The sequence below is a fragment of the Streptomyces sp. NPDC092370 genome (assembly GCF_044755265.1).
GTDB lineage: Bacteria > Actinomycetota > Actinomycetes > Streptomycetales > Streptomycetaceae > Streptomyces.
This window is the reverse complement of sequence record NZ_JBIVQO010000006.1, coordinates 283,360-306,827: the sequence shown is the minus strand read 5'-3', so window position 1 is coordinate 306,827 and position 23,468 is coordinate 283,360. Positions and strand designations below refer to the sequence as shown.

Annotated in this window: 22 protein-coding genes; 11 read left to right on the top strand and 11 right to left on the bottom strand. The window is 71.7% G+C overall.

Annotated elements, in window-relative coordinates; all coding sequences use genetic code 11:
• The first annotated feature begins 101 nt into the window (after positions 1–101).
• The 4 genes from ACIQHQ_RS20615 (at position 102) to ACIQHQ_RS20600 (ending at position 5,003) form a co-directional block, all read left to right on the top strand.
• Complete coding sequence (locus ACIQHQ_RS20615; protein WP_402613333.1) at positions 102–449, top strand: hypothetical protein; 348 nt, start codon at positions 102–104, stop codon at positions 447–449.
• A 291-nt stretch (positions 450–740) separates the two neighbouring features.
• Complete coding sequence (locus tag ACIQHQ_RS20610) at positions 741–1,721, top strand: SCO0930 family lipoprotein (RefSeq protein ID WP_402613332.1); 981 nt, start codon at positions 741–743, stop codon at positions 1,719–1,721.
• A 328-nt stretch (positions 1,722–2,049) separates the two neighbouring features.
• A complete protein-coding gene (locus ACIQHQ_RS20605; RefSeq protein ID WP_402613331.1) occupies positions 2,050–2,862 on the top strand; it encodes an SAM-dependent methyltransferase in 813 nt (270 codons plus the stop codon).
• Complete coding sequence (locus ACIQHQ_RS20600; RefSeq protein WP_402613330.1) at positions 2,859–5,003, top strand: putative bifunctional diguanylate cyclase/phosphodiesterase; 2,145 nt, start codon at positions 2,859–2,861, stop codon at positions 5,001–5,003. Before ACIQHQ_RS20605 ends, ACIQHQ_RS20600 begins: the two co-directional genes overlap by 4 nt.
• Positions 5,004–5,101: 98 nt before the next feature.
• Here ACIQHQ_RS20600 and ACIQHQ_RS20595 read toward each other — a convergent pair whose 3' ends face one another.
• The gene (locus tag ACIQHQ_RS20595; RefSeq protein ID WP_402613329.1) at positions 5,102–5,986 is read right to left on the bottom strand and encodes a LysR family transcriptional regulator; all 885 of its coding nucleotides are present in this window, start codon (positions 5,984–5,986) and stop codon (positions 5,102–5,104) included.
• An 83-nt stretch (positions 5,987–6,069) separates the two neighbouring features.
• On the opposite strand from ACIQHQ_RS20595, the gene ACIQHQ_RS20590 reads away from it, so the two are divergent.
• From ACIQHQ_RS20590 to ACIQHQ_RS20570, 5 genes are all read left to right on the top strand, one after another.
• Positions 6,070–6,777, top strand: a complete 708-nt coding sequence (locus tag ACIQHQ_RS20590; RefSeq protein WP_402613328.1) for a succinate dehydrogenase — start codon at positions 6,070–6,072, stop codon at positions 6,775–6,777.
• Position 6,778: 1 nt separating this feature from the next.
• Positions 6,779–8,725, top strand: a complete 1,947-nt coding sequence (locus ACIQHQ_RS20585) for a fumarate reductase/succinate dehydrogenase flavoprotein subunit (protein WP_402613327.1) — start codon at positions 6,779–6,781, stop codon at positions 8,723–8,725.
• Entirely contained in the window at positions 8,722–9,471 is a 750-nt protein-coding gene (locus ACIQHQ_RS20580; RefSeq protein ID WP_402613326.1) for a succinate dehydrogenase/fumarate reductase iron-sulfur subunit, read from the top strand. Before ACIQHQ_RS20585 ends, ACIQHQ_RS20580 begins: the two co-directional genes overlap by 4 nt.
• 115 nt (positions 9,472–9,586) lie before the next feature.
• The gene (locus tag ACIQHQ_RS20575; protein WP_402613325.1) at positions 9,587–10,354 is read left to right on the top strand and encodes a GNAT family N-acetyltransferase; all 768 of its coding nucleotides are present in this window, start codon (positions 9,587–9,589) and stop codon (positions 10,352–10,354) included.
• A complete protein-coding gene (locus tag ACIQHQ_RS20570; protein WP_402613324.1) occupies positions 10,354–11,169 on the top strand; it encodes a lysophospholipid acyltransferase family protein in 816 nt (271 codons plus the stop codon). The genes ACIQHQ_RS20575 and ACIQHQ_RS20570 overlap by 1 nt, the downstream gene beginning before the upstream one ends.
• A 42-nt stretch (positions 11,170–11,211) precedes the next feature.
• On the opposite strand, the gene ACIQHQ_RS20565 is transcribed toward ACIQHQ_RS20570, so the two are convergent.
• Positions 11,212–13,557 carry an ATP-binding cassette domain-containing protein gene (locus ACIQHQ_RS20565; RefSeq protein ID WP_402613323.1) on the bottom strand — a complete coding sequence of 782 codons (2,346 nt, stop codon included), beginning with the start codon at positions 13,555–13,557 and terminating at the stop codon, positions 11,212–11,214.
• Positions 13,558–13,568: 11 nt separating this feature from the next.
• Positions 13,569–14,555 carry an LLM class flavin-dependent oxidoreductase gene (locus ACIQHQ_RS20560; RefSeq protein ID WP_402613322.1) on the bottom strand — a complete coding sequence of 329 codons (987 nt, stop codon included), beginning with the start codon at positions 14,553–14,555 and terminating at the stop codon, positions 13,569–13,571.
• A 130-nt stretch (positions 14,556–14,685) separates the two neighbouring features.
• On the opposite strand from ACIQHQ_RS20560, the gene ACIQHQ_RS20555 reads away from it, so the two are divergent.
• The gene (locus ACIQHQ_RS20555) at positions 14,686–15,396 is read left to right on the top strand and encodes a DNA polymerase beta superfamily protein (protein ID WP_402613321.1); all 711 of its coding nucleotides are present in this window, start codon (positions 14,686–14,688) and stop codon (positions 15,394–15,396) included.
• Here the strand turns inward: ACIQHQ_RS20555 and rpmF are convergent.
• The 3 genes from rpmF to ACIQHQ_RS20540 all read right to left on the bottom strand — a co-directional run bounded on the left by rpmF (position 15,379) and on the right by ACIQHQ_RS20540 (position 17,691).
• Positions 15,379–15,549: a 50S ribosomal protein L32 gene (gene rpmF, locus ACIQHQ_RS20550; protein ID WP_104786949.1), complete on the bottom strand. Its 171-nt coding sequence runs from the start codon at positions 15,547–15,549 to the stop codon at positions 15,379–15,381. The genes ACIQHQ_RS20555 and rpmF overlap by 18 nt on opposite strands.
• Positions 15,550–15,655: 106 nt before the next feature.
• Positions 15,656–17,251: a cation acetate symporter gene (locus tag ACIQHQ_RS20545; RefSeq protein WP_402613320.1), complete on the bottom strand. Its 1,596-nt coding sequence runs from the start codon at positions 17,249–17,251 to the stop codon at positions 15,656–15,658.
• Positions 17,245–17,691: a DUF485 domain-containing protein gene (locus ACIQHQ_RS20540; protein ID WP_402613319.1), complete on the bottom strand. Its 447-nt coding sequence runs from the start codon at positions 17,689–17,691 to the stop codon at positions 17,245–17,247. Before ACIQHQ_RS20540 ends, ACIQHQ_RS20545 begins: the two co-directional genes overlap by 7 nt.
• Before the next feature lie 431 nt (positions 17,692–18,122).
• Here ACIQHQ_RS20540 and ACIQHQ_RS20535 point away from each other — a divergent pair, with 431 nt between their 5' ends.
• On the top strand, positions 18,123–18,617 hold the full coding sequence (locus tag ACIQHQ_RS20535; protein WP_402613318.1) for a hypothetical protein: 495 nt from the start codon (positions 18,123–18,125) through the stop codon (positions 18,615–18,617).
• A gap of 78 nt (positions 18,618–18,695) precedes the next feature.
• Here ACIQHQ_RS20535 and ACIQHQ_RS20530 read toward each other — a convergent pair whose 3' ends face one another.
• From ACIQHQ_RS20530 to egtA, 5 genes are all read right to left on the bottom strand, one after another.
• Positions 18,696–18,911, bottom strand: coding sequence for a dodecin (locus ACIQHQ_RS20530; RefSeq protein ID WP_402613317.1), 216 nt, complete (start codon positions 18,909–18,911; stop codon positions 18,696–18,698).
• 117 nt (positions 18,912–19,028) lie between these two features.
• Positions 19,029–19,991 (bottom strand): L-histidine N(alpha)-methyltransferase, encoded by a 963-nt coding sequence (gene egtD / locus ACIQHQ_RS20525; protein WP_402613316.1) that lies wholly within the window; start codon positions 19,989–19,991, stop codon positions 19,029–19,031.
• Positions 19,988–20,782, bottom strand: coding sequence for an ergothioneine biosynthesis protein EgtC (gene egtC, locus ACIQHQ_RS20520; RefSeq protein WP_402613315.1), 795 nt, complete (start codon positions 20,780–20,782; stop codon positions 19,988–19,990). Before egtC ends, egtD begins: the two co-directional genes overlap by 4 nt.
• Complete coding sequence (egtB, locus tag ACIQHQ_RS20515) at positions 20,782–22,119, bottom strand: ergothioneine biosynthesis protein EgtB (protein WP_402613314.1); 1,338 nt, start codon at positions 22,117–22,119, stop codon at positions 20,782–20,784. Before egtB ends, egtC begins: the two co-directional genes overlap by 1 nt.
• Positions 22,116–23,417 carry an ergothioneine biosynthesis glutamate--cysteine ligase EgtA gene (gene egtA, locus ACIQHQ_RS20510; RefSeq protein ID WP_402613313.1) on the bottom strand — a complete coding sequence of 434 codons (1,302 nt, stop codon included), beginning with the start codon at positions 23,415–23,417 and terminating at the stop codon, positions 22,116–22,118. Before egtA ends, egtB begins: the two co-directional genes overlap by 4 nt.
• Positions 23,418–23,468 lie beyond the last annotated feature (51 nt).

The following is a 23,468-nucleotide window of genomic DNA, read 5'->3' as shown; positions in this document are numbered from 1 at the left end:
GGGGAGCGGGCCGTGGTGGCACGGGCCTCGGGGCCGGCCGGGGCTGGAATGGCGCCGGGCGTGGCGCGGGCGGCGGGGGAGGTGGCGGCTCGGGTCTGGCCGTGGGGGCCGGTTTCGGGGGCGGGGGCGGGGGTGTGGGCGAGGGCGGCGGCTTCGGGGTCGGTGTCGGCTTCGGCGGTGGCGGTGGCGGCGGCTTCGGCGGTGGTGGCGGAGCGGGGGTCGGAGTGGGTGTGGGGGTCGGGCTGGGTGTGGGGGTCGGCGTGGGCGGCGGGCACGGCGGCTTGGTCGGCCAGGTCTTCCTGCTTCCGGCGTACGCCACCGCCTCGGTGCCGTCCGGCCCCGTCGAGGCGTACGCGCAGGCGTCGGCCACCGCTACGCCGGCCGGTGCGCCGACGAGCGCCCAGGTGAGCGTCGCCACCGCCAAGACCCGTGCGGAGAGGGCGGCTTGAGTCGCGAGGGGTCCATGCACGACGAAGATCATGAGCCCTGTGCCGCCAGGATGTGCCGGAGCGCAAGGGGATTGCCCCGAAGGAGGGATATCGGGGTGTCGTCGGTTTGATCGGCGGTAGTCCGCAGGTGCTCGGAGCGCACGCGTGTGCGACGGCGCAGGGGGCCCGCCACGGGTTCCGGAAAGAAATGTGGCCGACGGTTGAACACAATGGCCACCCCCATGCGTACTCATGGTCGTGCGGCGGCGCAGTAGGGCGCTGCAACACCCTTGCGATTATGGGGAGTTGACGATGAAGACCTCCTGGCGGAGCGCCTCACTCGTGGCGAGCGCCGCGGCGGTCCTGGCGCTGACGACGGCGTGCGGTCAGGACAGCCCACCGGCGGCCAGCCAGAACGTGGGCGCCACGGCCGCGCCCGGGGACTACGGAAACATCGGTGCGGGCACCGGGACGGGAGCGAGTGGCACCGCGAGCGGCCAGCCGGCCGCGCCGAGCCCGTCCAGCCCGTCCAGCCCCGCGGGCAAGTTGTCCGTCTCCACCGCCGAAGAGGTCGGCAAGGTGGTGACCGACAGTCTCGGCCTCACCCTTTACCGGTTCGACCAGGACACGGCCGAGCCGCCCAAGACGAACTGCGACGGCGACTGCGCCAAGACCTGGCCTCCGGTCCCGGCCGACGACGCAGAGGCGGGCGAGGGAATCGACAAGGCGCTGCTCGGCTCGGTCACGCGGGCCGATGGCACCAAGCAGCTCACGGTCGGCGGCTGGCCGGCCTACCGCTACGCCAAGGACGTCAACGCCGGTGACGTCAAGGGCCAGGGCGTGGGCGGCAAGTGGTACGCGCTCGCCCCCGACGGCAAGAAGGCGCAGGGCGGCGGGGAAGTCGACGGCGGTGGCGAAGCGGTCCAGGCCGGGCTGTCCACGCGCAACGACCCCAAGCTCGGCGAGATCGTCGTCGACAAGAACGGCATGACCGTCTACCGGTTCAAGAAGGACGAGGCCTGGCCCAAGCCCGTCTCGAACTGCAGCGGTGCGTGCCTGGAGAAGTGGCCGCTGGTGGAGCCCGTCGACTTCGCCGACACCAAGGGCATCCAGAAGAAGGGCTACATGACCTTCGACCGGACCGACGGCAAGGGCAAGCAGCAGACGATCAACTGCTCGCCCATCTACACTTTCGCCGGCGACAAGGCTCCCGGCGACACCAACGGCCAGGGCGTCGGCGGCACCTGGTTCGCCGTCCGGCCCGACGGAAAGCTGGTCGGCGCGTCGGAGTAGCAGGAAACGTACCCGGGTTGATCATCGCGTCCACCCGCAGCGCAGACCCGGTCCGCCCCTCCGTGCCCCACGGAGGGGCGGACCGTTGTGCGTGCCGCACCTGAACTCATTCACTCCTTGACGGCTTTCCCTTCCGGACAGGACTCTCCGGAACGCCTCGGGCACTGATCGTCGTATGTTCGGGGGGTCTGTGGAGGGGTATCAATTCGGCACGTGCCGCAGGCAGTGACCGGGAACGGATGGTCAATTTCCGTTTCGGGTCGCTCCATTGGCGGGCGATCAGTAGCCTCTGCTCGAACACCGGATCGCCTACGCCTTGGAGAGATAGATGGAGCGTCCCGCCTGGGCCCCACGGAGCATCGACATCTCGGTGCCCAGCGTTTCCCGGATGTACGACTACTACCTGGGCGGATCGCACAACTTCGAGGTCGACCGGGAGGCGGCCCGCAGGGCCATGGAGTTCATGCCGGGGCTCCCCAAGATCATGCAGGCGAACCGCGCCTTCCTGCGCCGCGCCGTGCGTTACGCGGCCGACCAGGGCATCTCGCAGTTCCTCGACGTCGGTTCCGGCATCCCCACCTTCGGCAACGTGCACGAGGTGGCCCAGACCGCCCGCCCCGGCGCGCGCGTGGTGTACGTCGACCACGACCCGGTGGCCGTGGCGCACACCGAGGCGGTCCTGGAGGGCAACGACGACGTGGGCATCGTCGCCGCGGACCTGCGCAAGCCTCAGGAGATCCTGCGCAGTCCCGAGGTGGAGCGGCTGATCGACCTGAATCAGCCAGTGGCCCTGCTCCTCGTTGCCATACTGCACTTCGTGGAAGACGAGGACGACCCGTACGGGGCGGTGGCCGCACTGGGCGAGGCGCTCGCGCCCGGCAGCCTGCTCGTACTCACCCACGCCTCCTACGAGGGGATCCCGCTGCCGCCGGAGCGCTCCGGGGGCGCGGTGGACGTGTACGAGGACATCCGCAACCCGCTGATCATGCGCTCGCGCGAGGAGATCGCGCGGTTCTTCGAGGGGTACGACATGGTGGAACCCGGACTGGTGGCGATGCCTCGCTGGCGGCCCGACACCGCACCGGACGACGAGGACCCGTACGCGTTCTCCGGGTTCGCGGGCGTGGGGCGTACGGCGTGATCGCGGAACCGGACGGGCCGGAGGACAGACTGCGCCGGTTCGCGACGATCTGGAGCCGGGCCGTCTTCCCGGTGACCTCGACGTCGTCGACCCGCCCCGAGTTCGAGGCGCAACTGCTGCCCCTGGCCCGCCGTCTGAGCGAGGCACTGCTGGCCCGGGCCTTCGACTCCGACGCCGGCAGGTCGGTCGGCGCCGCCCTGGTGGACGTGCACTGCACCGACCCGGAGGCGCTCAGCCGCACCCTGGACTGCGTCGACGCCTACCTGGTCCTGTACTGCGGCGGCGACGGCGACCAGGAGGGCCTGCGGGCGCGGTGCGCGCGGCTCCAGCACGCGATGGCGGCCGGTTTCGCCCGGGCGCTGCGCGAGCGGACCCTGACCGAGCAGGAGGCCATCGCACAGGCCGCCCTCCAGGCGCAGGGCGTGGTGGCGCAGGCCCTGCACGCGAGCGAGGCGCGTTTCCGCGCCGTCTTCGAGGGCGCGGCCATAGGCATCGGCATGGCCGACCTCGAGGGCAACATACTGCAGGTCAACGGGGCGTTGCTGCGCATGTTCGGGATCTCCGAGCAGACGCTGCGCAACCGCAACGTCCGGGACTGGACCCACCCCGACGACGCTCCACAGACCTGGCGGCTCTACGACGAACTCGTGCGGGGCGAGCGGGAGCACTACCACCTGGAGAAGGCGTTCTACCGCCCCGACGGCACCGTCGTGTGGACCAACCTGACCGTCTCCCTGCTGAGGGACGCCGACGGCGATCCGCAGTACCAGCTCGCCCTCATGGAGGACACCACCGAGCGGCGGCTGCTCAACCTGCGGCTGCGCTACGAGGCCACGCACGACGCGCTGACCGGCCTGCCGAACCGCACCTTCTTCTTCGAACGCCTGGAGAAGGCACTGAGCGCCGGGGAGGGCCAGCGGTTCGGGCTGTGCTACCTGGACCTCGACGGTTTCAAGACCGTCAACGACAGCCTCGGCCACGCGGCCGGCGACCGGCTGCTGGTGGAGGTCGCCGACCGGCTCCAGTCCTGCGCCACGCGCCCGGGCGAGATGGTCGCCCGGCTCGGTGGCGACGAGTTCGTGGCGCTGACCACCGGTCCCGACACCCAGCGCGAGGTCGACGAACTCGCCGGGCGCATCATGAACGCACTGCTCGCGCCGATCAGTGTCGACGGCCGGGAGCTGACCGTGCGCGGCAGCATCGGCATCGTCGAGGGCCCGGCCGGGGAACGCAGCCCGGCGGAGGTGCTGCGCAGCGCGGACATCACCATGTACCGGGCCAAGTCGGCGGGCGGCAACCGCTTCGAACTCGCCGATCCGGAGGCCGACGCCCGGGTCATCACGCGGCACGGACTGACCACGGCGCTGCCCACGGCACTGGACCGGGGCGAGTTCTTCATCGAGTACCAGCCGCTGGTGCATCTCGGGGACGGCAGCGTCCGGGGCGCCGAGGCCTTGGTGCGCTGGCTGCATCCGCAGCACGGAGTCCTCGGGCCGGACCGGTTCATCCCGCTCGCGGAGCACACCGGGTTGATCGTGCCGCTGGGGCGCTGGGTGCTGGAGCAGTCGGTGCGCCAGGCCCGTGAGTGGCGGGAACTGCACGGCGGCGTCGCGGCGTCGGGGCCGCTGCGGATCAACGTGAACCTCTCCCCGTGCCAGTTGACGCACCCCGGCCTCGTCCAGGACACGGTCGACATCCTGGAACGAACGGGCATCGAGCCGGACGCGCTGTGCCTGGAGGTCACGGAGTCGGCGCTGATCGGTGCCGACGACGATCTGCTGAAGCCGCTGCGGAGGCTGGCGGAGATGGGAGTCGACATCGCCCTGGACGACTTCGGGACGGGCTACTCCAACCTCGCCAACCTGCGCCGGCTGCCGGTCAGCATCCTGAAGCTGGACCGGTCCTTCACCCAGAGCATGCAGCAGTTCCCGGCGGACCCGGTCGACCTGAAGATCGTCGAGGGGATCGTCTCCCTGGCCCACAGCCTGGACCTCGCGGTGACGGTGGAGGGCGTGGAGACGGGGGCGCAGGCCGAGCAACTGCGCATACTGGGCTGCGACACGGCCCAGGGCTGGTACTACGCCCGGCCGGGCCCTCCGGAGAGGCTGCACGAACTGGCCCTGGTCGACGCGACGGGCTAGGGGGTCAAGCCCTCAGGGGCGCGGAGAACCGCGCGCACGCCACAGTCGACTCGCACTCGTCAAGGGCGCTCACATCCAGTGGCGCCCCCGCATCCGCCTCACCGCTCCAGCAGCATCCGCTGCAACTCCCGAGCGGCCCGGGGCGGTGCCACATCACTGCGGTGCGCCAGCGCGATCACGCGATGCAGTCCGGGCCGGGCCAGCGGAGTCACCCGCAGCCCGCGCCCGGACCGGGCCGCCACCATCCGAGGCACCACAGCCGCCCCCAGCCCGGCCCGCACGAACCCCAGCACCGCGTCCATCTCCCCGCCTTCCACGGCGAAGTCGGGTTCGAAGCCCTCGGCCCGGCACGCCGCCACCGTCAGCTCCCGCAGGTCGTACCCGTGCCGGAACATCACCAGGCGTTCGCCCTCCAGATCGGCGACGCGCACCGTACGCCGGCCCCGGCCGGGGCTCGGGGCATCCGGTGAGGAGACCACGACCAGGTCCTCCCGCAGCAGCTCCACCGTGGTCAGCGCCGGCGACGGGGTGGGCAGCGGCAGCACGATCAGCGCCAGATCCAGCGCCCCGCGCGCCAGCTCCCGCACCAGATCGTGCGAGCCGCCCTCCTCGATCAGCAGCCGGATGCCGGGGTAGCGGTCGTGGAAGGCACGCAGCACATCCGGCAGCAGACCCGTGCACAGACTCGGCGTCGCCCCCAGCCGCACGCGCCCGCTGCGCAGCTGCACCAGTTCCTGCACCTCGTGGCGGGCCGTGTCCGCGTCGGCCAGGATGCGCCGGGCAAGGGGGAGCAGCGCCTCCCCGGCGTCCGTGAGCGTGATGTTGCCCCGGGCGCGCAGGAACAGATCCGCGCCCAGCTCCCGCTCCAGCGCCTTGATCTGCTGCGACAGCGACGGTTGCGCGACGTGGACCAGATCGGCGGCCCGGGTGAAGTGCCGGGTCTCGGCGACGGCCACGAAGTACTGGAGCTGCTGGAACTGCATCCTCCTACGATAGCTCCAGGCTATGGAATCAAGCCGGACCATGTCTTGGACCGATCGGCTGCGGGTCCGTAGCGTGCTGTTCCATGGCTCTCGCAACGCGGACGGACCGGCGGCCGTCCTTCGCACGCACCGTGTGGGACTCCACCGTCGGCAAGAAGACCGTGATGGCGGTCAGCGGTCTGATCATGCTGCTGTACCTGATCGCCCACATGATCGGGAACCTGAAGATCTACTTCGGCGCCGGCGAGTTCAACGCGTACGGGCACTGGCTGCGCACCGTCGGCGAGCCGTTCATGCACTACGAGTGGACGCTGTGGCTGATCCGCGTCGTGCTGGTGGCCGCCGTGGTCGCGCACGCCGTCGCCGCGTACCAGCTCAGCCGCCGCGACATCAGGGCGCGCCCCAGCAGGTACGTGCACAAGAAGCCGCGTGCGAGCTACGCGACGCGGACCATGCGGTGGGGCGGGATCATTCTCGGGCTGTTCATCGTCTGGCACGTCCTCGACCTGACCACCGGCACCGTGCACGCGGGTGGCTTCCAGGAGGGCCACCCGTACCAGAACGTCGTGGACACCTTCTCCACCTGGTACGGCAACGTCATCTACATCGTCGCGATGCTCGCGCTCGGCCTGCACATCCGGCACGGCTTCTGGAGTGCCGCCCAGACCCTCGGCGCCGGCAGCCGCACCCGCGACCGTGCCCTGAAGGCCGTCGCCAACATCCTCGCGCTGCTGCTCACGGCCGGTTTCATCGCCGTCCCCGTGGGCGTCATGACCGGAGTGGTGAGCTGACATGACCTACACCGACTACGCGACCGGTGAGCCGGTCGCCGACACCAAGGCCCCGTCCGGGCCGGTCAACGAGCGCTGGGACAAGCGCCGCTTCGAGGCCAAGCTGGTCAACCCCGCCAACCGGCGCAAGCACACCGTGATCGTCGTCGGCACCGGCCTGGCCGGCGGGTCCGCCGGTGCAACCCTCGCCGAACAGGGCTACCACGTCGTCCAGTTCTGCTACCAGGACTCGCCCCGCCGCGCCCACTCCATCGCCGCGCAGGGCGGCATCAACGCGGCGAAGAACTACCGCAACGACGGCGACTCCGTCCACCGCCTGTTCTACGACACCGTCAAGGGCGGCGACTTCCGGGCCCGCGAGTCCAACGTCCACCGCCTCGCGCAGATCTCCGTCGAGATCATTGACCAGTGTGTGGCGCAGGGCGTGCCGTTCGCCCGTGAGTACGGCGGGCTGCTCGACACCCGGTCCTTCGGCGGCGTGCAGGTCTCGCGCACCTTCTACGCCCGCGGCCAGACGGGCCAGCAGTTGCTGCTCGGCGCCTACCAGGCCCTCAGCCGGCAGATCGCCGCGGGGAACGTCGAGATGCACCCGCGCACCGAGATGCTCGACCTGATCGTCGTCGACGGGCGGGCGCGCGGCATCGTGGCCCGGGACCTGATCACCGGCCGGATCGACACGTACTTCGCGGACGCCGTGGTGCTCGCCTCCGGCGGCTACGGCAACGTCTTCTACCTGTCGACGAACGCCATGAACTCCAACGCCACCGCCGTCTGGCGGGCCCACCGGCGCGGCGCGTACTTCGCCAACCCCTGCTTCACCCAGATCCACCCCACCTGCATCCCGCGCACCGGCGACCACCAGTCCAAACTGACGCTGATGAGCGAGTCGCTGCGCAACGACGGGCGTATCTGGGTGCCGAAGGCGAAGGGGGACCGCAGGCCGCCCGGCGAGATCCCCGAGGAGGAGCGCGACTACTACCTGGAGCGCATCTACCCGTCCTTCGGCAACCTCGTCCCCCGGGACATCGCCTCCCGCGCCGCGAAGAACGTCTGCGACGAGGGCAGGGGAGTGGGCCCCGGCGGGCAGGGCGTCTACCTCGACTTCGCCGACGCCATCAAGCGCATGGGCCGGGGGGCCGTCGAGGCCAAGTACGGCAACCTCTTCGACATGTACCAGCGGATCACCGACGAGGACCCGTACGAGGTGCCGATGCGGATCTACCCCGCCGTGCACTACACGATGGGAGGCCTGTGGGTCGACTACGACCTCCAGACCACGATCCCCGGGCTGTTCGCGATCGGCGAGGCCAACTTCTCCGACCACGGCGCCAACCGGCTCGGCGCCTCCGCGCTGATGCAGGGACTCGCGGACGGCTACTTCGTCCTCCCCTCGACCATCAACGACTACCTGGCCCGCAACCCGCATCACGAGGCGGTCAGCGACGAACACCCAGCCGTCCAGGAAGTGCTGGCCGACACCCAGGACCGGATCAACCTGCTGCTGTCCGTCGACGGCGACCGCACTCCCGACTCCTTCCACCGCGAGGTCGGCGAACTCATGTGGGAGTTCTGCGGCATGGCCCGCACCGACTCGGGGCTGCGCAAGGCCCTGGAGCGCATCCCGCAGATCCGCGAGGAGTTCTGGCGGCGCATCAAGGTGCCCGGCACCGGTGAGGAGTTCAACCAGTCGCTGGAGAAGGCCAACCGCATCGTCGACTACCTGGAGCTCGCCGAGCTGATGTGCCTCGACGCGCTGCACCGCGAGGAGTCCTGCGGCGGTCACTTCCGCGAGGAGTCCCAGACTCCCGACGGCGAGGCCGCACGCAAGGACGAGGAGTTCGGGTACGCGGCCGCCTGGGAGTTCACCGGCACCGGCGAGGCTCCCGTCCTGCACAGGGAAGACCTGGTCTTCGAGTACGTCCACCCCACCCAGCGGAGCTACGCATGAAGCTCACCCTGCGCGTCTGGCGGCAGCGGAACGCCGACGCCGACGGCACGATGTCCACGTACGAGGTGGACGGGATCTCGCCCGACATGTCCTTCCTGGAGATGCTCGACACGCTCAACGAGGAACTCATCGTCAAGGGCGAGGACCCCGTCGCCTTCGACCACGACTGCCGCGAGGGCATCTGCGGGGCGTGTTCGCTCGTCATCAACGGCGACGCGCACGGGCCCGAGCGCACCACCACCTGCCAGCTGCACATGCGGTCGTTCCAGGACGGCGACACGATCGACGTCGAGCCGTGGCGGGCAGCGGCGTTCCCGGTGATCAAGGACCTGGTCGTGGACCGGTCGGCCTTCGACCGGATCATCCAGGCCGGCGGGTACATCACCGCGCCGACCGGGGCGGCTCCCGAGGCGCACGCCACGCCGGTGCCGAAGCCGGATGCCGACTTCGCCTTCGAACATGCCGAGTGCATCGGCTGCGGGGCGTGCGTGGCGGCCTGTCCCAACGGGGCGGCGATGCTGTTCACGTCCGCCAAGATCAACCATCTGAACGTGCTGCCGCAGGGGGCGCCCGAGCGGGAGACACGGGTGCTGGACATGGTGGAGCAGATGGACGAGGAGGGGTTCGGGGGCTGCACCCTCGCCGGCGAGTGCGCCACCGCCTGTCCCAAGGGGATTCCGCTCATGTCCATCACCAGCATGAACAAGGAGTGGCTGCGCGCCGCGCGGAAGGCCGCCAAGCGGTAGTTCAACAGCCGCACATCCTCTCTCCTGGCACAGGTCACGCGGGCTTCAGTCGGCATGGGCACAACAGTGAGCGGTGGCATCGCTCGCCGCCCCGGCCCGTGACCAGGAGAGAGCCATGACCGGCGTACTGACCGTCGACCGCCCCGCGCAACCCGCGGCCCCCACCCGCTACACCGTCGCCCTCGCCCGGAACGAGGAGGACGTACGTGCCGCGCAGCGGCTGCGGCACGACGTCTTCGCCGGGGAGATGGGGGCGCTGCTCTCCGGCCCGCAGCCGGGCCTCGACGCCGACCCGTTCGACGCGTATTGCGACCACCTGCTCGTCCGGGAGGAGACGACCGGCGAGGTCGTCGGCACCTACCGGCTGCTGCCGCCGGAGCGCGCGGCGGTCGCCGGGCGGCTGTACTCCGAGGGCGAGTTCGACCTGACCTCGCTCGACGGGATCCGGCCGCGGCTCGTCGAGGTCGGCCGCTCCTGCGTGCACCCCGGCCACCGCGACGGCGCGGTCATCAGCCTCATCTGGGCCGGTATCGCCCGCTACATGGTCGAGGGCGGCCACGAGTGGCTCGCCGGGTGCTGCTCCGTCCCGCTCGCCGACGGCGGCACCCTCGCGTCCGCCACCTGGGACCGGGTGAGCGGCAAGCACCTGTCGCCGGAGGAGTTCCGGGTGCGGCCGCTGCTGCCGTGGACGCCGGGCCCCGCGCCCGCCGCCCGCGTCGAACTGCCCGCCCTGCTGCGCGGCTACCTGCGCCTGGGTGCCTGGGTGTGCGGCGAACCGGCCCACGACCCGGACTTCGGCGTCGCCGACCTGTACGTGCTGCTGCCGATGAGCCGTGTCAACGGGCGCTACCTGCGGCACTTCCTCTCCCTCGTACCGGCCTGATGAGCGCCTGGCTGCCCACCGCGCCCTGCACCCCGCAGGCCTGTGTCGACAAGCCGGCGGCCGTGCGGGCACGGGCCGTGCCGCGTGCCGTGCTGCGGCTCACCGCGGTCCTCCTGCTCCTGCTCTGCGGGGTCGCACTGACACCCGTCCGGGCCCGGATACCGGCGTCCCCGGTCCGGCGGTGGTGCCGGTGGATCGTGCGGGCCGCAGGGGTCCGGGTCCGTATCACCGGTGCCGCCGCGCCCACCGGCGGGCTGCTGCTGGTCGCCAACCACATCTCCTGGCTGGACGTCCCGCTGCTGGCCGCCGTCCGTCCCGCCCGGATGCTGGCCAAGACCGAGGTACGGCGCTGGCCCGTCGCCGGTGCGCTGGCCGCGCGCGGCGGAACCCTGTTCATCGACCGGGACCGGCTGCGAGCCCTCCCGGACACGGTCGCCCGGGTCGCCGGGGCCCTGCGCGAGGGCGCCGCGGTCGCGGCGTTCCCCGAGGGCAGCACCTGGTGCGGCCGGGCCCAAGGCACCTTCCGCCGGGCCGTCTTCCAGGCCGCCCTGGACGCCGGGGTGCCGGTCCAGCCGGTGCGCATCGGCTACCGGCTCGGCGGCGGAACGCCCACCACGGCCCCCGCGTACGTCGGCGAGGACACACTGCTGGCCTCCCTGTGGCGGGTGGTGACGGCCCGCGGCCTGATCGCGGAGGTCGAGATCCTGGACCCCATACCCCCGGGCAGCAGTCCCGACCGCCGCTCCCTCGCCCGCTCGGCGCAACCGCGGGAGACGACCGCGCCGGCCTGGACGCACACGGTGCTGGTGGCGTAGGGGCCCGGGCCTCGGCGGGACCCGGTTGCCCGCCCCGGGACCTCAGCGGCCCCCGGACAGTGTGCGTGCCAGATACGGCGCGGTCCGGCTCGTCGCCGAGCGCGCGACGTCCGGGGGCGGTCCCGACGCCACGATCCGGCCGCCCGCGTCGCCACCGCCCGGGCCGAGGTCGATCACCCAGTCCGCCCGCGCGACGACGGACATGTCGTGCTCGACGACGATCACGGTGTGCCCGGCGTCGACGAGACCGTGCAGCCGGCGCATCAGGACGTCCACGTCGGCCGGGTGGAGTCCGGTCGTGGGCTCGTCGAGGAGGTAGAGCGTGTGGCCGCGCCGGCCGCGCTGCAGTTCGCTCGCCAGCTTGATGCGCTGCGCCTCCCCGCCGGAGAGCTCCGTCGCGGGCTGCCCCAGGCGGAGGTAGCCCAGACCCACGTCGAGCAGGGCGCCGAGGCTGCGCGCCACGGCCGGGGTGTCCGCGAAGAACCCGGCCGCGCTCTCCACCGTCAGATCCAGCACCTGCGCGATGTTCCGCCCGCGGTACGTCACTTCCAGCGTCCGCGGGTTGTAGCGGGCCCCGCCGCAGTCCGGGCAGGGCGCGTACGTGCTGGGCAGGAACAGCAGCTCCACGCTGACGAACCCCTCGCCCTGGCAGGTCTCGCAGCGCCCTCCCGCCACGTTGAAGGAGAACCGCCCGACACCGAAACCGCGCTCACGGGCCCCGTCGGTCGCCGCGAACACCTTGCGCACGACGTCGAAGAGTCCCGTGTAGGTGGCGAGGTTCGAGCGCGGTGTGCGGCCGATCGGCTTCTGGTCGACCGAGACCAGCCGGCCCACCCCGGCCGTGTCCCGCGTGATCTCGCCGATGAGCGTGGACTTGCCGGAGCCGGACACGCCGGTGACCGCGGTGAACACGCCGAGCGGGAACTCCGCGATCACGCCGCGCAGGTTGTGCCGGGTGATCGGGCCGGTCCTCAGCCACCCGGTCGCCTCGCGCACGTCCCGGGCCGGAACGGGGGAGCGGTCGAACAGGTAGCGGGCCGTCGCCGACTCCCCGACACCGGCCAGCTCGGCCACCGGCCCGCTGTGCAGCACCCGCCCGCCGTGCTCGCCCGCGTCCGGACCCACGTCCACCAGCCAGTCGGCGCCGCGCACCACGTCCAGGTGGTGCTCCACCACGAACACCGAGTTCCCGGACGCCTTCAGCCGCTCCAGCACCGTGAGCAGCGCCTCGGTGTCCGCCGGGTGCAGTCCGGCCGACGGTTCGTCGAGGACGTAGACGACACCGAACAGGCCGGAGCGCAGCTGGGTGGCCAGGCGCAGGCGCTGGAGTTCGCCCGCGGAGAGGGTGGGAGCGGGGCGGTCGAGGCTGAGGTAGCCGAGCCCCAGCTCGACGACCGGCGCGATACGCGACCTCAGGTCGTCGGTGAGGACCCGGGCGGCCTCCGAATCCCCGTCGAGACCGGCGGCCAGGTCCACCAGCGGCACGGCCGCCAGCTCGGAGATGGTCCGGCCGCCGAAGGTCACCGCCAGGGCCTCGGGGCGCAGCCGGCTGCCGCCGCACGCCGGGCAGGGCGCGCTGGTGAGGAACCGCTCGGCCTTCGCCCGCAGGGCCGGGCTCTTGGAGTCCGCGAACGTCTTCATCACATATCGGTGGGCGCTCATGTAGGTGCCCTGGTACGGCCGCTGGATGCGGTCGGCTTCCCGCACCGGGTGCACGGTGACCACCGGCTGCTCGTCCGTGAACAGGATCCACTCCCGCTCCCCGCGGGACAGCTCCCGCCACGGCCGGTCCACGTCGTACCCGAGCGCGTCGAGGATGTCCCGCAGGTTCTTGCCCTGCCAGGCGCCCGGCCAGGCGGCGATCGCGCCCTCGCGGATCGACAGCGACGGATCGGGGACCAGCAGTTCCTCGCTCGTACGGTGCACCCGCCCGAGCCCGTGGCACCGCGGGCAGGCTCCCACCACCGTGTTGGGTGAGAAGGAGTCGGAGTCGAGCCGATCGGCGCCGGGCGGGTAGGTGCCGGCCCGGGAGAACAGCATGCGCAGGGAGTTGGAAAGGTTGGTGACGGTGCCGACGGAGGAGCGCGAGGTGGGCGCCGCGCGGCGCTGCTGGAGCGAGACGGCCGGGGGCAGACCGGTGATCTCCCCGACCTTCGGGGCGCCGACCTGGTGGATCAGCCGGCGCGCGTAGGGCGCGACCGATTCGAAGTAGCGGCGCTGCGCCTCCGCGTAGATCGTGCCGAACGCCAGCGACGACTTCCCCGAGCCGGACACGCCGGTGAACACGGCCACCACGTCCCGGGGGATGTCGACGTCGATGCCCTGGAGGTTGTGCTCGCGGGCGCCGCGGACACGGACGAACGGGTCATGGGGGTCGCGGTCGTGCATGGCAGACGACTCTAACCGGAGGTGATCGCGGCCAGCCGCCGGTAGGAGTCCAGCAGGGCGTCACGGTCGTACGTGCTGGTCGTGACGAGTACCTCCTGCGCGCCCGTCTCCTTCAGCACCGTCTCCAGCTCGTGCGCGACCTGCTCCTCGGTGCCGGCGATGTGCCCGGTCAGTCCGGACTCGTAGAAGCCGCGCTCCTTGCCGGTCATCGTGCGTGCCTTCACGCGCTCGGCGGGAGGCAGGGGCGGGAAGGTGCCGTGGGTGCGGGAATACGCCATGGACCAGGCCTCGGGGATCAGCAGCCTCCGGGCCTCGTCGGGGGTGCCGGCCACGGCGATGGTGCCGGAGATGACGACGTAGGGCTCCGCGGCCCAGGGGGAGGGGCGGAACCGGTCGCGGTAGAGGTCGATGCCGCGCCGCATCCTCTCCCGGTTCCTGAGGTCGCCGATGACCATGGGCAGGCCCGCGCGGGCGGCGATGCCGGCGCCCTCACCCGTCGCCAGGACGAACGGCGGCACGTTCAGGCCCTCCGCGGGCCGGGCGTGGACCCCGGTGGGGGAAGTGCCCCGGAACCAGCCGAGCAGCTCCCCGAGCTGCGCCTCGAAGTCCTCGGCGTCGCCCTTGTCGCGGCCCAGCGCCCTGCGCACCCCGTCGGTGAAGCCGACCGACCGGCCCAGGCCCATGTCGATCCGCCCGGGGAACAGCGATTCCAGTACCCCGAACTGCTCGGCCACGACCAGCGGCCGGTGGTTGGGAAGCATCACCCCGCCGGTGCCGACCCGGATCGTGCGGGTCGCGCCCGCCACTGCGGCGGCCAGGACGGTCGGCGCGGAACCGGCGACACCGGGCACGCCGTGGTGCTCCGAGACCCAGAGCCGGTGGTAGCCCAGCCGCTCCAGCTCCTGCGCCAGCCGCACGGTGTCGCGCAGCGCCTCGGGGTGGGTGTGCCCCTCGCGGGTTCGGGAGCGGTCCAGGACGGACAGGCGCACGGGTTCCATACCGGGTTCTACGCCGGGCGGGGCCGTCGGTATTCCACCGCCGCGGTGGGGGACCCCCGGAAAACCGGGTGACCGTGTCCGGGCACGTCAGGACAATGTCACGGTACCCGGAAGCGAAAGGCGGCCGACCGTGACCGTCCCCAACGTCCTGCTCTGCGGCATCGTCGGATCGACCGCCTACGGTCTCGCCCGCCCGGGCTCGGACATCGACCGCCTCGGCCTCTTCGCCGCGCCCACCGAGGAGCTCCACGGTCTGCGCCGGCCGAAGGAGTCACACGTCAGCACGGCGCCGGACCGCACCCTGCACGAGGCGGCCAAGTGGTGCCGGCTGGCCCTGGGCGGCAACCCGACCGCGATGGAGCTGGTGTGGCTCCCCGACGACCTGTACGAGGTGCGCACCCCGCTCGGCGACGAACTCATCGGCATCCGCACGGCGTTCCTGAGCGCCAAGCGGGTCAGGGACGCCTACCTGGGTTACGCAACCCAGCAGTTCCGGCGGCTGGAGTCACGCGGTGACGGTTCCTTCTCCGCGGACACCCGCAAGCGCACCGCGAAGCACGCCCGGCACCTGAAGCGGCTTTGCGGGCAGGGGCTGGAGCTGTACACCACCGGTCGGTTGACGATCCGGCTCGAGAACCCGGAGGAGTACCACGCCTTCGGCGAGCGGGTCGCCGCCGACCCGTCGGCCGCGCTGCCCCTGCTCCGGCACTACGAGGCCGCCTTCGACGCGGGTCCGACGGCGCTGCCGGACGAGCCCGGCGAGGCGTCGGTCGAGGCGTGGCTGCGCCGGGTCCGCGCGCACTTCTACACGGAGGCGGCGTGCTCAGCCGTCGGGGCGTAGCAGCCCACGCTCGTAGGCCTTGACCAGGTTCTGCGGTACGAGGTGACGGACGCCGTCGACGGTGACCGGCACCAGCGCCGGCGTGGCCGCCTTCCACTGGGCGCGGCGGTGACGGGTGTTGCTGCGGGACATCTTCCGCTTCGGGACAGCCATGGGACTCCTCCTCGGTGGGGCGGGCACCGAGGACGCTACATGAAAATGGATCCCATTAACAATGCGCGTCCCCGGCGCCCGGCCACGGTCGTCCCGGAGGGAGGTGTCAGTCGTCCGCGCCCACGAGCATCCGCACCTCGAACCGCTCGTGCGCTGCCGCCTCTTCGGCCGGGCCCTTGTCCAGCACCGTGCCGAGCCAGCCCAGCAGGAATCCCACCGGGATGGAGACGATGCCGGGGTTCTGGAGTGGGAACCAGGCGAAGTCGGCCTCCGGGTAGAACGAGCCCGGAGCCGAGGAGACGACGGGGGAGAAGACGGCCAGCAGCACCGAGCAGAGCAGGCCGCCGTAGAGGCTGAGCAGGGCGCCCCTCGCGCTGAAGCGCCGCCAGAACAGGGTGTAGATGATCGTCGGCAGGATCGCGGACGCCGCGATGGCGAAGGCCAGGAAGGCCAGTGTCGCGGTGTTCGCCCCCCAGGCAACGAGGGCCAGCAGGATGCCGAGGACGCCGATGACCGCCCCGGACAGCCGGGCGACGGTCAGCTCCTCCGTCTCGCTCGCCCGGCCCTTGCGGATCACCTCGCTGTACAGGTCGTGCGCGAGGGAGGACGCCGCGGCCAGCGTGAGACCGACCGCCACGGCGAGCAGCGTCAGATACGCCAGGCAGGTCAGCAGGGCGGTGAGGACACTGCCGCCCAGCTCGTGGGCGAGCAGCAGGACGGAGGCGTTGCCGGTGCGGTCCGTGCTCTCGATGGTGTCCCGGCCGAGCAGCGCGGTGGCGCCGAGGCCCATGATCCCGGCCCCGAAGCAGACCGCGCCGACCAGAGAGACGGCCCACAGCACGGAGGAGCGCAGCACGCCGCTGTTGCGCGGGGTGAGCAGCCGCATCAGCACGTGCGGGAGGGCGGCGAGGCCGAGGACGATGGCCAGTTCGAGACTGAGGAAGTCCAGCTTGTTGCCGACGGTGCCGCCGTAGCGCAGCCCGGGTTCCAGGAAACTCAGGCCCGAACCGCTGCGCTCGGACGCCCTCTCCAGCAGGGCGTTGGGATTCCAGTCGAAGTGGTACAGCACCCAGCCCGCGGTGAACAGCACGCCCACCACCAGCATCACGGCCTTGATGATCTGGATGACCGTCGCACCGGGCATGCCGCCGAGCGAGGCGTACAGGATCACGAAGGTGCCGATCACGACCACGCACAGGGTGCGGGTGGTGCCGCTGGGCACACCGGTGAACTGAGTCAGCAGGGCCACGCTGCCGACGAGTTGGGCCACCAGATAGAGCGTGGCGATGGCCAGGATGCAGACCGCCAGGGCGACCCGCACCGGCCGCTGCCGCCGGGGCAGGCGCAGCGCCACCGTGTCGCCGAGCGTGAACCTGCCCGTGCGATGCAGGGGTTCGGCGATCAGCAGCAGCACCATCATCCAGGCCACGGTGGTGCCGCCGAGGTACATCAGCCCGTCGTACCCCGTGAGCGCCACGAGGCCGGTGCTGCCGAGGAGGGTGGCGGCGGACAGGTAGTCGCCGCACATGGCCAGACCGTTGCGCAGCGGTGACATGGCGCGGTTGCCGAGGTAGAACTCGCTGATCTCGTCGCGCTGGGGGGCCGTCAGCAAAGCCATGAAGAGCGTCATCACGACCACGGTGAGGAACAGGACGAACGTCAGTTGCAGACTGCGGTCGTCGATGGCGGCGGCGGTCACCACGTGCGGAACCCCTTCGTTCCGTGCTGGAGCGGCTGTCGGGCCCCCTGCGAGGACGCCGCCGACCGGGCGCGGCGGCTCTCCGTCTCGTGCAGCCGGCATCTCAGGCCGCGGGCGAGAGGATCCACCCGGGTCCGCATGTGCCGGGCGTGGCACCACGCTGTCACGCCCATGATGACGAACTGCCCGAGGCCGAGCGTGAGTCCGATCGTGAGGCGGCCGAACAGCGGCTGGTTCATCACCTCGGGCGCAAAACTCGACAGCAGCACATACAGCAGGAATCCGCCGACGGACAGGATCGTCGCCCGCAGGCCGAACCGGCGCTGCGCACGACGCAGGGAGTGAAATTCGGGATGGTCGGATATACGAGACGGCGGAGTATGTTCGATGTGCGGAAGCGGGAATGTGGGTGTGTCATCCCGCCGCGGTGAGAATTCGGGCACAGGCGCACCTTCTTCGCTGCATCGTGCCCCGCACTCGACCCCGTCGGGTCGGTGGACGCGTCCGGTTCTCGGGCAGGGGGAAGCAATGCCGGACGCGCGATGGGTGCGGGCTCGTGGGGGGTTCGTGAATCCGAAGAACTCGCTGTTCGGATTCACGCGGACGGCCTCGGGGGTTTCTGTGTGGAGTCCCCGGACAGCCCCGGCCACGGGTGGTGGCGAGGCTGAGAGCGGAGTATGGCAGTGCGGTGCTTGAGCCATCAACTGCGAGGATGAATGGCCCTGCGTACGTGGCTCATTCACGCCCCCGGGGCGGGTTGCCCCTACTGCGACAGCCTGCGGGAAAAGGACCGGTCGCCGGACGGCACGGACCATTTCCCGGATCGGCCTGTCTCGAATGCGCTCACAGCGCGAGGACCCTTACGCTGGGCAGCGTGAGCGACGACCGCAGCAAGGCACCGCTGGCCGTGTTCGACCTGGACAACACTCTCGCCGACGCCTCGCACCGGCAGAGCTTCCTGGAGCGCAGGCCGAAGGACTGGGACGGGTTCTTCTCGGCGGCGCCGCAGGACCCGCCGATCCCGGAGGGCATCGCGCTGGTCGAGGAGAGCGCGCGGGAGTGCGAGATCGTCTACCTCACGGGGCGGCCCGAGCGCTGTCGGCGGGACACGCTGGACTGGCTCACCGCCCAAGGGCTGCCCGAGGGGCGCGTGTACATGCGGCGGGACACCGACCGGCGGCCCGCCCGGTTCACCAAGCTGGAGATCCTGCGGCGCCTGGCCCGAACCCGCGAGATCCGTGTCCTCGTCGACGACGACGAGCTGGTCTGCGCGGACGCCCGGCGTGCGGGCTTCGCCGTCGTGCGGGCCGACTGGGTGACCCGCTCCGCCGAGATGAAGGCGGCACAGGAAAGGGAAGGGCGGACCTGAGCCGGGAGCCGGCCCGGCCGGAGCGGGAGCGTCACCGGGACGGACGATCCCGAGACCGCCCGCCCCGGTGCCGCTCGCCTACTCGGAATCGTCGAGGCGGAAGCCCACCTTGAGGCCCACCTGCCAGTGCGCGATCTGCCCGTTCTCGAGCTGGCCGCGCACCTGCGTCACCTCGAACCAGTCCAGGTTGCGCAGCGTCTGCGAGGCCCGGCCGATGCCGTTGCGGATGGCCTCGTCGACGCCGTCGGGGGAGGTGCCGACGATCTCCGTGACCCGGTAGGTGTGGTTCGACATGCCGCTGCTCCTCTTCCAGTGATGGGTACGCCATGCGTCACTCCACCGTGCCCCAAGCGGCGGCGAAGCGCGAGACGTCGTCTCCCGCGCACGCCGCCGCCCCCGGTTTCACCGCTGTCAGCGCGCCACGCTCAGCGACAGCGCGAACCGCCCCTCACCGTCCGTCCACCAGTGGGCGAGGTCCAGCCCCGCCGCGGACAGTTCGGCGCGTACACCCTCCTGCCGGAACTTCGCCGACACCTCGGTGCGCATCTCCTCGCCCGCCGCGAAGTCCACGGCGAGGTCGAGCGCCGGCACCTTCACCGTCTGCGCCGTACGGGATCGCAGCCGCATCTCGATCCACTCGTGCCCGGCGTCCCACAACGCCACGTGGTCGAACGCGGCGGGCTCGAAGTCGGCGCCGAGCTCGCGGTTGATCACGGTCAGGACGTTCTTGTTGAACGCGGCCGTCACCCCGGCCCCGTCGTCGTACGCCCGGACCAGCACCTCCTCGTCCTTGACCAGGTCGGTGCCCAGCAGCAGGGCGTCGCCCGGGGCGAGCAGGGCGCGTACGGAGGCCAGGAACGCGGCGCGCTCGGCGGGCAGCAGATTGCCGATCGTGCCGCCGAGGAACGCCACCAGACGGGGTCCCGGCGTGTCCGGCAGGGTGAGTTCCGCCGTGAAGTCGGCGATCAGCGCGTGCACGTCGAGCCCCGGCCGCTCGGCGGCGAGCGCCTGCCCGGCCTGGGTGAGGGCGCTCCCGCTGACGTCGACCGGGACATAGGTGCGCAGGTCCGTGAGGGCGTCGAGCAGGTGCCTCGTCTTCTCCGAGGAGCCGGAGCCGAGCTCGACCAGGGTCCGCGCCCGGGTCGCCGCGGCGATGTCGCCGGAGCGCGCGAGGAGGATCTCCCGCTCGGCGCGGGTGGGGTAGTACTCGGGCAGTTCCGTTATCTTCTCGAACAGGTCGCTGCCGTGCGCGTCGTAGAACCACTTCGGCGGCAGGGTCTTGGGGTGGCCGGTCAGACCCCGGTGGACGTCGGCGCGCAGCGCGGCGCCCGTGGCGTCCTCCGGCAGGGTGCGGGTGAGGTGGAACGGGCTCACGTACGGGGCTCCTTCGGCGATGGGGAGGACACGGCGACGTCGGCCGGCTCCTTCAGCGGCGTGAGCAGCACGTCGGTGCTGCTCGCCGCCAGCAGGGTGCGGTCGGGAACCTCCCGCCAGTGCGGATCGTCGTCGTAGGGCTCGGAGGCCACGACGGTGCCGCCGCCGGGCCGGGTGAGGTACCACAGGGCGTCGCCCCAGGCGGTCGCGGTGATGGTGTCGCCGTTGGTGAGCAGGAGGTTGAGCCGGGAACCGGGGGCCGCGGCGGCGACCTCCAGGACCGTGTCGGCCATCGCCTGGCCCTCCTCGTCACCGCTTCGCAGCCGGGCCAGGACCAGCGCCCACACGAGCGCCGAGTCGTTGCGGGCCTCCAGCGACAGCAACTCCTCGTGCGGCAGCGTCCGGGACACCGCGGCCAGCGAGCCGGGCCAGCCCTTCACCGCACCGTTGTGGCTGAACAGCCAGGTTCCCGCGGCGAACGGGGCGGCGGCCGCCTCCGCGTCCGCGCCCGAGAGGGTCGCGTCCCGCACCGCGGCGAGCAGCGCGGTGGACCGTACGACCCGGGCGAGATCGGCGAACGACAGGTCGGCCCAGATCGGTCCGGCCCGGCGGTAGCGGGCCGGGACCGGGTCGCCCTGCGCGTACCAGCCGACACCGAAGCCGTCGGCGTTGACCGTCCCGTACCGCTGGTGCCGGGGGGCCCACGACTGCCGGTACAGCCCGTGCGGGGGGTCCACGAGGAGGCTGCCCAGCGGCTCCTCGGGCCCCACATAAGCCACGTGACGGCACATCAGACGTCCTCCGACCGTGCCGTGCGGAAGCCGGAGAAGATCTGGCGCCGGATCGGGTAGTCCCAGTTGCGGAAGGTTCCCCGGCAGGCCACGGCGTCCACCGCGAACGAACCGCCGCGCAGCACCTTGTACTCGGGCCCGAAGAAGACCTCCGAGTACTCCTTGTACGGGAACGACTTGAACCCCGGGTACGGCAGGAAGTCGCTGGCCGTCCACTCCCACACGTCACCGATCAACTGCCGTACGCCGAGCGGCGACTCACCGGCCGGGTAGCTCCCGGCGGGCGCCGGACGCAGGTGCCGCTGGCCGAGGTTGGCGTGCTCGGGTCCCGGGTCGGCGTCACCCCACGGGTAGCGCATCGAGCGGCCGGCTGCCGGGTCGTGCCGGGCCGCCTTCTCCCACTCGGCTTCCGTGGGCAGCCGGCGTCCCGCCCAGCGCGCGTAGGCGTCGGCCTCGTACCAGCACACGTGGAGCACCGGCTCGTCGGGCGGGACGACCTCGGTGACGCCGAAGCGGCGCCTGAGGAACTGCTTCCCGTCGCGCCGCCAGAACAGCGGGGCGTCGATGCCGTGCTTCTGGATGTGCGCCCAGCCGTCGGCCGTCCACCACCTGGGGTTGCGGTAGCCGCCGTCCTCGATGAACGCCCGGTAGGCACCGTTGGTCACCGGGGTCGTGTCGATGTGGAAGGGCGCCACCTCACGCCGGTGTGCGGGGCGTTCGTTGTCCAGGGCCCATGGTTCGCCGGAGGTGCCCATCGTGAACGGACCGCCCGGGACGAGAACTTCGGACGGCCCGGTGAACAACGGCACCGGAGCCGGGTCGGGTGCCGTCAGGGCCTGCGGGCCCGTACGCAGCTGATGGGTGATCAGCATCGTTTCGTCGTGCTGCTGTTCGTGCTGTGCGATCATCCCGAAGGCGAACCCGGCCTCCGTCAGCCGTGTCCCGTGGAACGCGGCCCGCTCCAGCACGTCCAGCGCCCGGCCGCGCACCTCGGCGGCGTACGTCCGCGCCTCGGCCGGTGACAGCAGGGGCAGCTTCGGCCGCTCGGCGCGGGGGTGCTCGAAGGCGTCGTAGAGACCGTCGATCTCCGGGCGTATCGCCTCGTGCCCGGCGACGGTCCGCAGCAGCCACTGCTCCTCCTGGTTGCCGATGTGCGCGAGGTCCCAGACCAGCGGCGACATCAGCGGGGAGTGCTGGGCGGTCAGGTCGGGATCCTCCACGCAGCTCGTCAGCAGGGTGGTGCGGTCGCGGGCCACGACGAGTGAGGCGACCGCCCGCTCACGGAGCACCTCGGGGTCGACGGTCCCGGCGTCGACAGCGGGATCGGTGTCGGTCATGGGCGGAAGTCCTTCCCGTGGGCGCGACCGTCCGTGCCGCGCTGTCGGTCGAGCAGGTCGTCGGCGGGGCAGCGGCCCAGGACGACATAGCGGTCCAGATAGGCCGTGACGGCCTCGATGACCTCCGGGGAGGCGCCGAGCCGGGGCAGGGCGTCCAGCGCGGTCGTGAAGCAGGTGACGGCCACCTCGCGCAGTTCCGCGTCGGCCAGGCCGGTGCGGGCAGCGTCGAGCCACAGCGGGTTGTGCGGCGCGGGCAGCCCCAGCGTCCGCTCGGCCAGCGGCTTCACGGCCCGGTAGACGGTCTCGGTGGCCTGCGGGTCGTCGAAGAGCGCCGCCGTCACGGCGAGCGGCACGATCCACCCGTCGTCGCCGGGCTGTGCGTCGATCATGCGCAGTTCGAGGTGCCCGCGCGGCCTGACCGGCGGGAACAGCGTCGTGACGTGGTAGTCGAGATCCTCCCGGGTGGGCGGCCGGTGCGCGCCCGTGCGGATCCAGTCCCGGAAGGTGAGCCCTTCGGGAACCTCCCAGGGCCCGCTGTCCTGCCGTACGCACATCACGGGGGCGCCCAGCACGTGCCGGGCCCAGGCGCCCCGCGGGTCGGTGTCCAGCCGCGGTCCGCCCGCCCGGCCGGCGTCGATCCGGGTCCACGCGAGCTGCCGGGTGGACAGCCAGCCCGTCGACCGGTGCCCGGCGAGCGGGGAGTTGGCGAACGCGGCGACCAGGACGGCGCCCAGATGGTGGGCCAGCCACCAGCGGCGCACCAGGCCCTGCGGCCCGGGCTCCTCGTGACCGGCGTCCAGGCACACCTGCACGGAGGCGGAGGCGCACATCATGGCGCGGCCGGCGGGACCCGTGCGGTCCAGGCATGCCTCCATGGCGTCGTAGCGAGGTTCGCGCAGGAAGCGGCGGGGTTCGTGCCAGGGATCGTGGCCGAGGCCGACGAGGGTGAGGCCGTCCTGGCGCAGGACCGCGCGGACGGCGTCGAGGTCGGCGGAGACGGTGCTGACGACTTCCGTCAGCGAGGCGGCGGGGGGCGAGCTCAGCTCCAGCTGACCGCCGGGTTCCACGGTGAGCGCCGACCGCAGAGAGAGCGGCCGCAGTGCTGCGTAGGCCGCTTCGAGTCGTTCGGGGGTGACGGGGAGCTGCGGTGCGCGCAGCTCGTGGACGAGCCATTCCACCTCGACGCCGAGGCGGCGCGGCGGGCCGGTCTTGAAGCAGATGCCGCGGACCAGAGCCTCGACCTCGGCTTCGGACAGTGACGTGCGTGGCCGGGTACAGCCACGTGTCGAATCGGACATTGCGGGATCCTCCTGAGATTCCACCATGCCACCGGTCCAGGCTCTTCGGCG

Excerpts from the sequence above, each read along its gene's own strand:
- ACIQHQ_RS20605 (WP_402613331.1), top strand. The coding sequence starts at position 2,050 with ATGGAGCGTCCCGCCTGGGCCCCACGGAGCATCGACATCTCGGTGCCC.
- egtB (WP_402613314.1), bottom strand. The coding sequence starts at position 22,119 with ATGACCGACACCGATCCCGCTGTCGACGCCGGGACCGTCGACCCCGAG.
- ACIQHQ_RS20595 (WP_402613329.1), bottom strand. The coding sequence starts at position 5,986 with ATGCAGTTCCAGCAGCTCCAGTACTTCGTGGCCGTCGCCGAGACCCGG.
- ACIQHQ_RS20575 (WP_402613325.1), top strand. The coding sequence starts at position 9,587 with ATGACCGGCGTACTGACCGTCGACCGCCCCGCGCAACCCGCGGCCCCC.
- ACIQHQ_RS20585 (WP_402613327.1), top strand. The coding sequence starts at position 6,779 with ATGACCTACACCGACTACGCGACCGGTGAGCCGGTCGCCGACACCAAG.
- egtA (WP_402613313.1), bottom strand. The coding sequence starts at position 23,417 with ATGTCCGATTCGACACGTGGCTGTACCCGGCCACGCACGTCACTGTCC.
- ACIQHQ_RS20580 (WP_402613326.1), top strand. The coding sequence starts at position 8,722 with ATGAAGCTCACCCTGCGCGTCTGGCGGCAGCGGAACGCCGACGCCGAC.
- ACIQHQ_RS20610 (WP_402613332.1), top strand. The coding sequence starts at position 741 with ATGAAGACCTCCTGGCGGAGCGCCTCACTCGTGGCGAGCGCCGCGGCG.
- ACIQHQ_RS20560 (WP_402613322.1), bottom strand. The coding sequence starts at position 14,555 with ATGGAACCCGTGCGCCTGTCCGTCCTGGACCGCTCCCGAACCCGCGAG.
- ACIQHQ_RS20570 (WP_402613324.1), top strand. The coding sequence starts at position 10,354 with ATGAGCGCCTGGCTGCCCACCGCGCCCTGCACCCCGCAGGCCTGTGTC.
- rpmF (WP_104786949.1), bottom strand. The coding sequence starts at position 15,549 with ATGGCTGTCCCGAAGCGGAAGATGTCCCGCAGCAACACCCGTCACCGC.
- ACIQHQ_RS20590 (WP_402613328.1), top strand. The coding sequence starts at position 6,070 with ATGGCTCTCGCAACGCGGACGGACCGGCGGCCGTCCTTCGCACGCACC.
- ACIQHQ_RS20565 (WP_402613323.1), bottom strand. The coding sequence starts at position 13,557 with ATGCACGACCGCGACCCCCATGACCCGTTCGTCCGTGTCCGCGGCGCC.
- egtC (WP_402613315.1), bottom strand. The coding sequence starts at position 20,782 with ATGTGCCGTCACGTGGCTTATGTGGGGCCCGAGGAGCCGCTGGGCAGC.
- ACIQHQ_RS20530 (WP_402613317.1), bottom strand. The coding sequence starts at position 18,911 with ATGTCGAACCACACCTACCGGGTCACGGAGATCGTCGGCACCTCCCCC.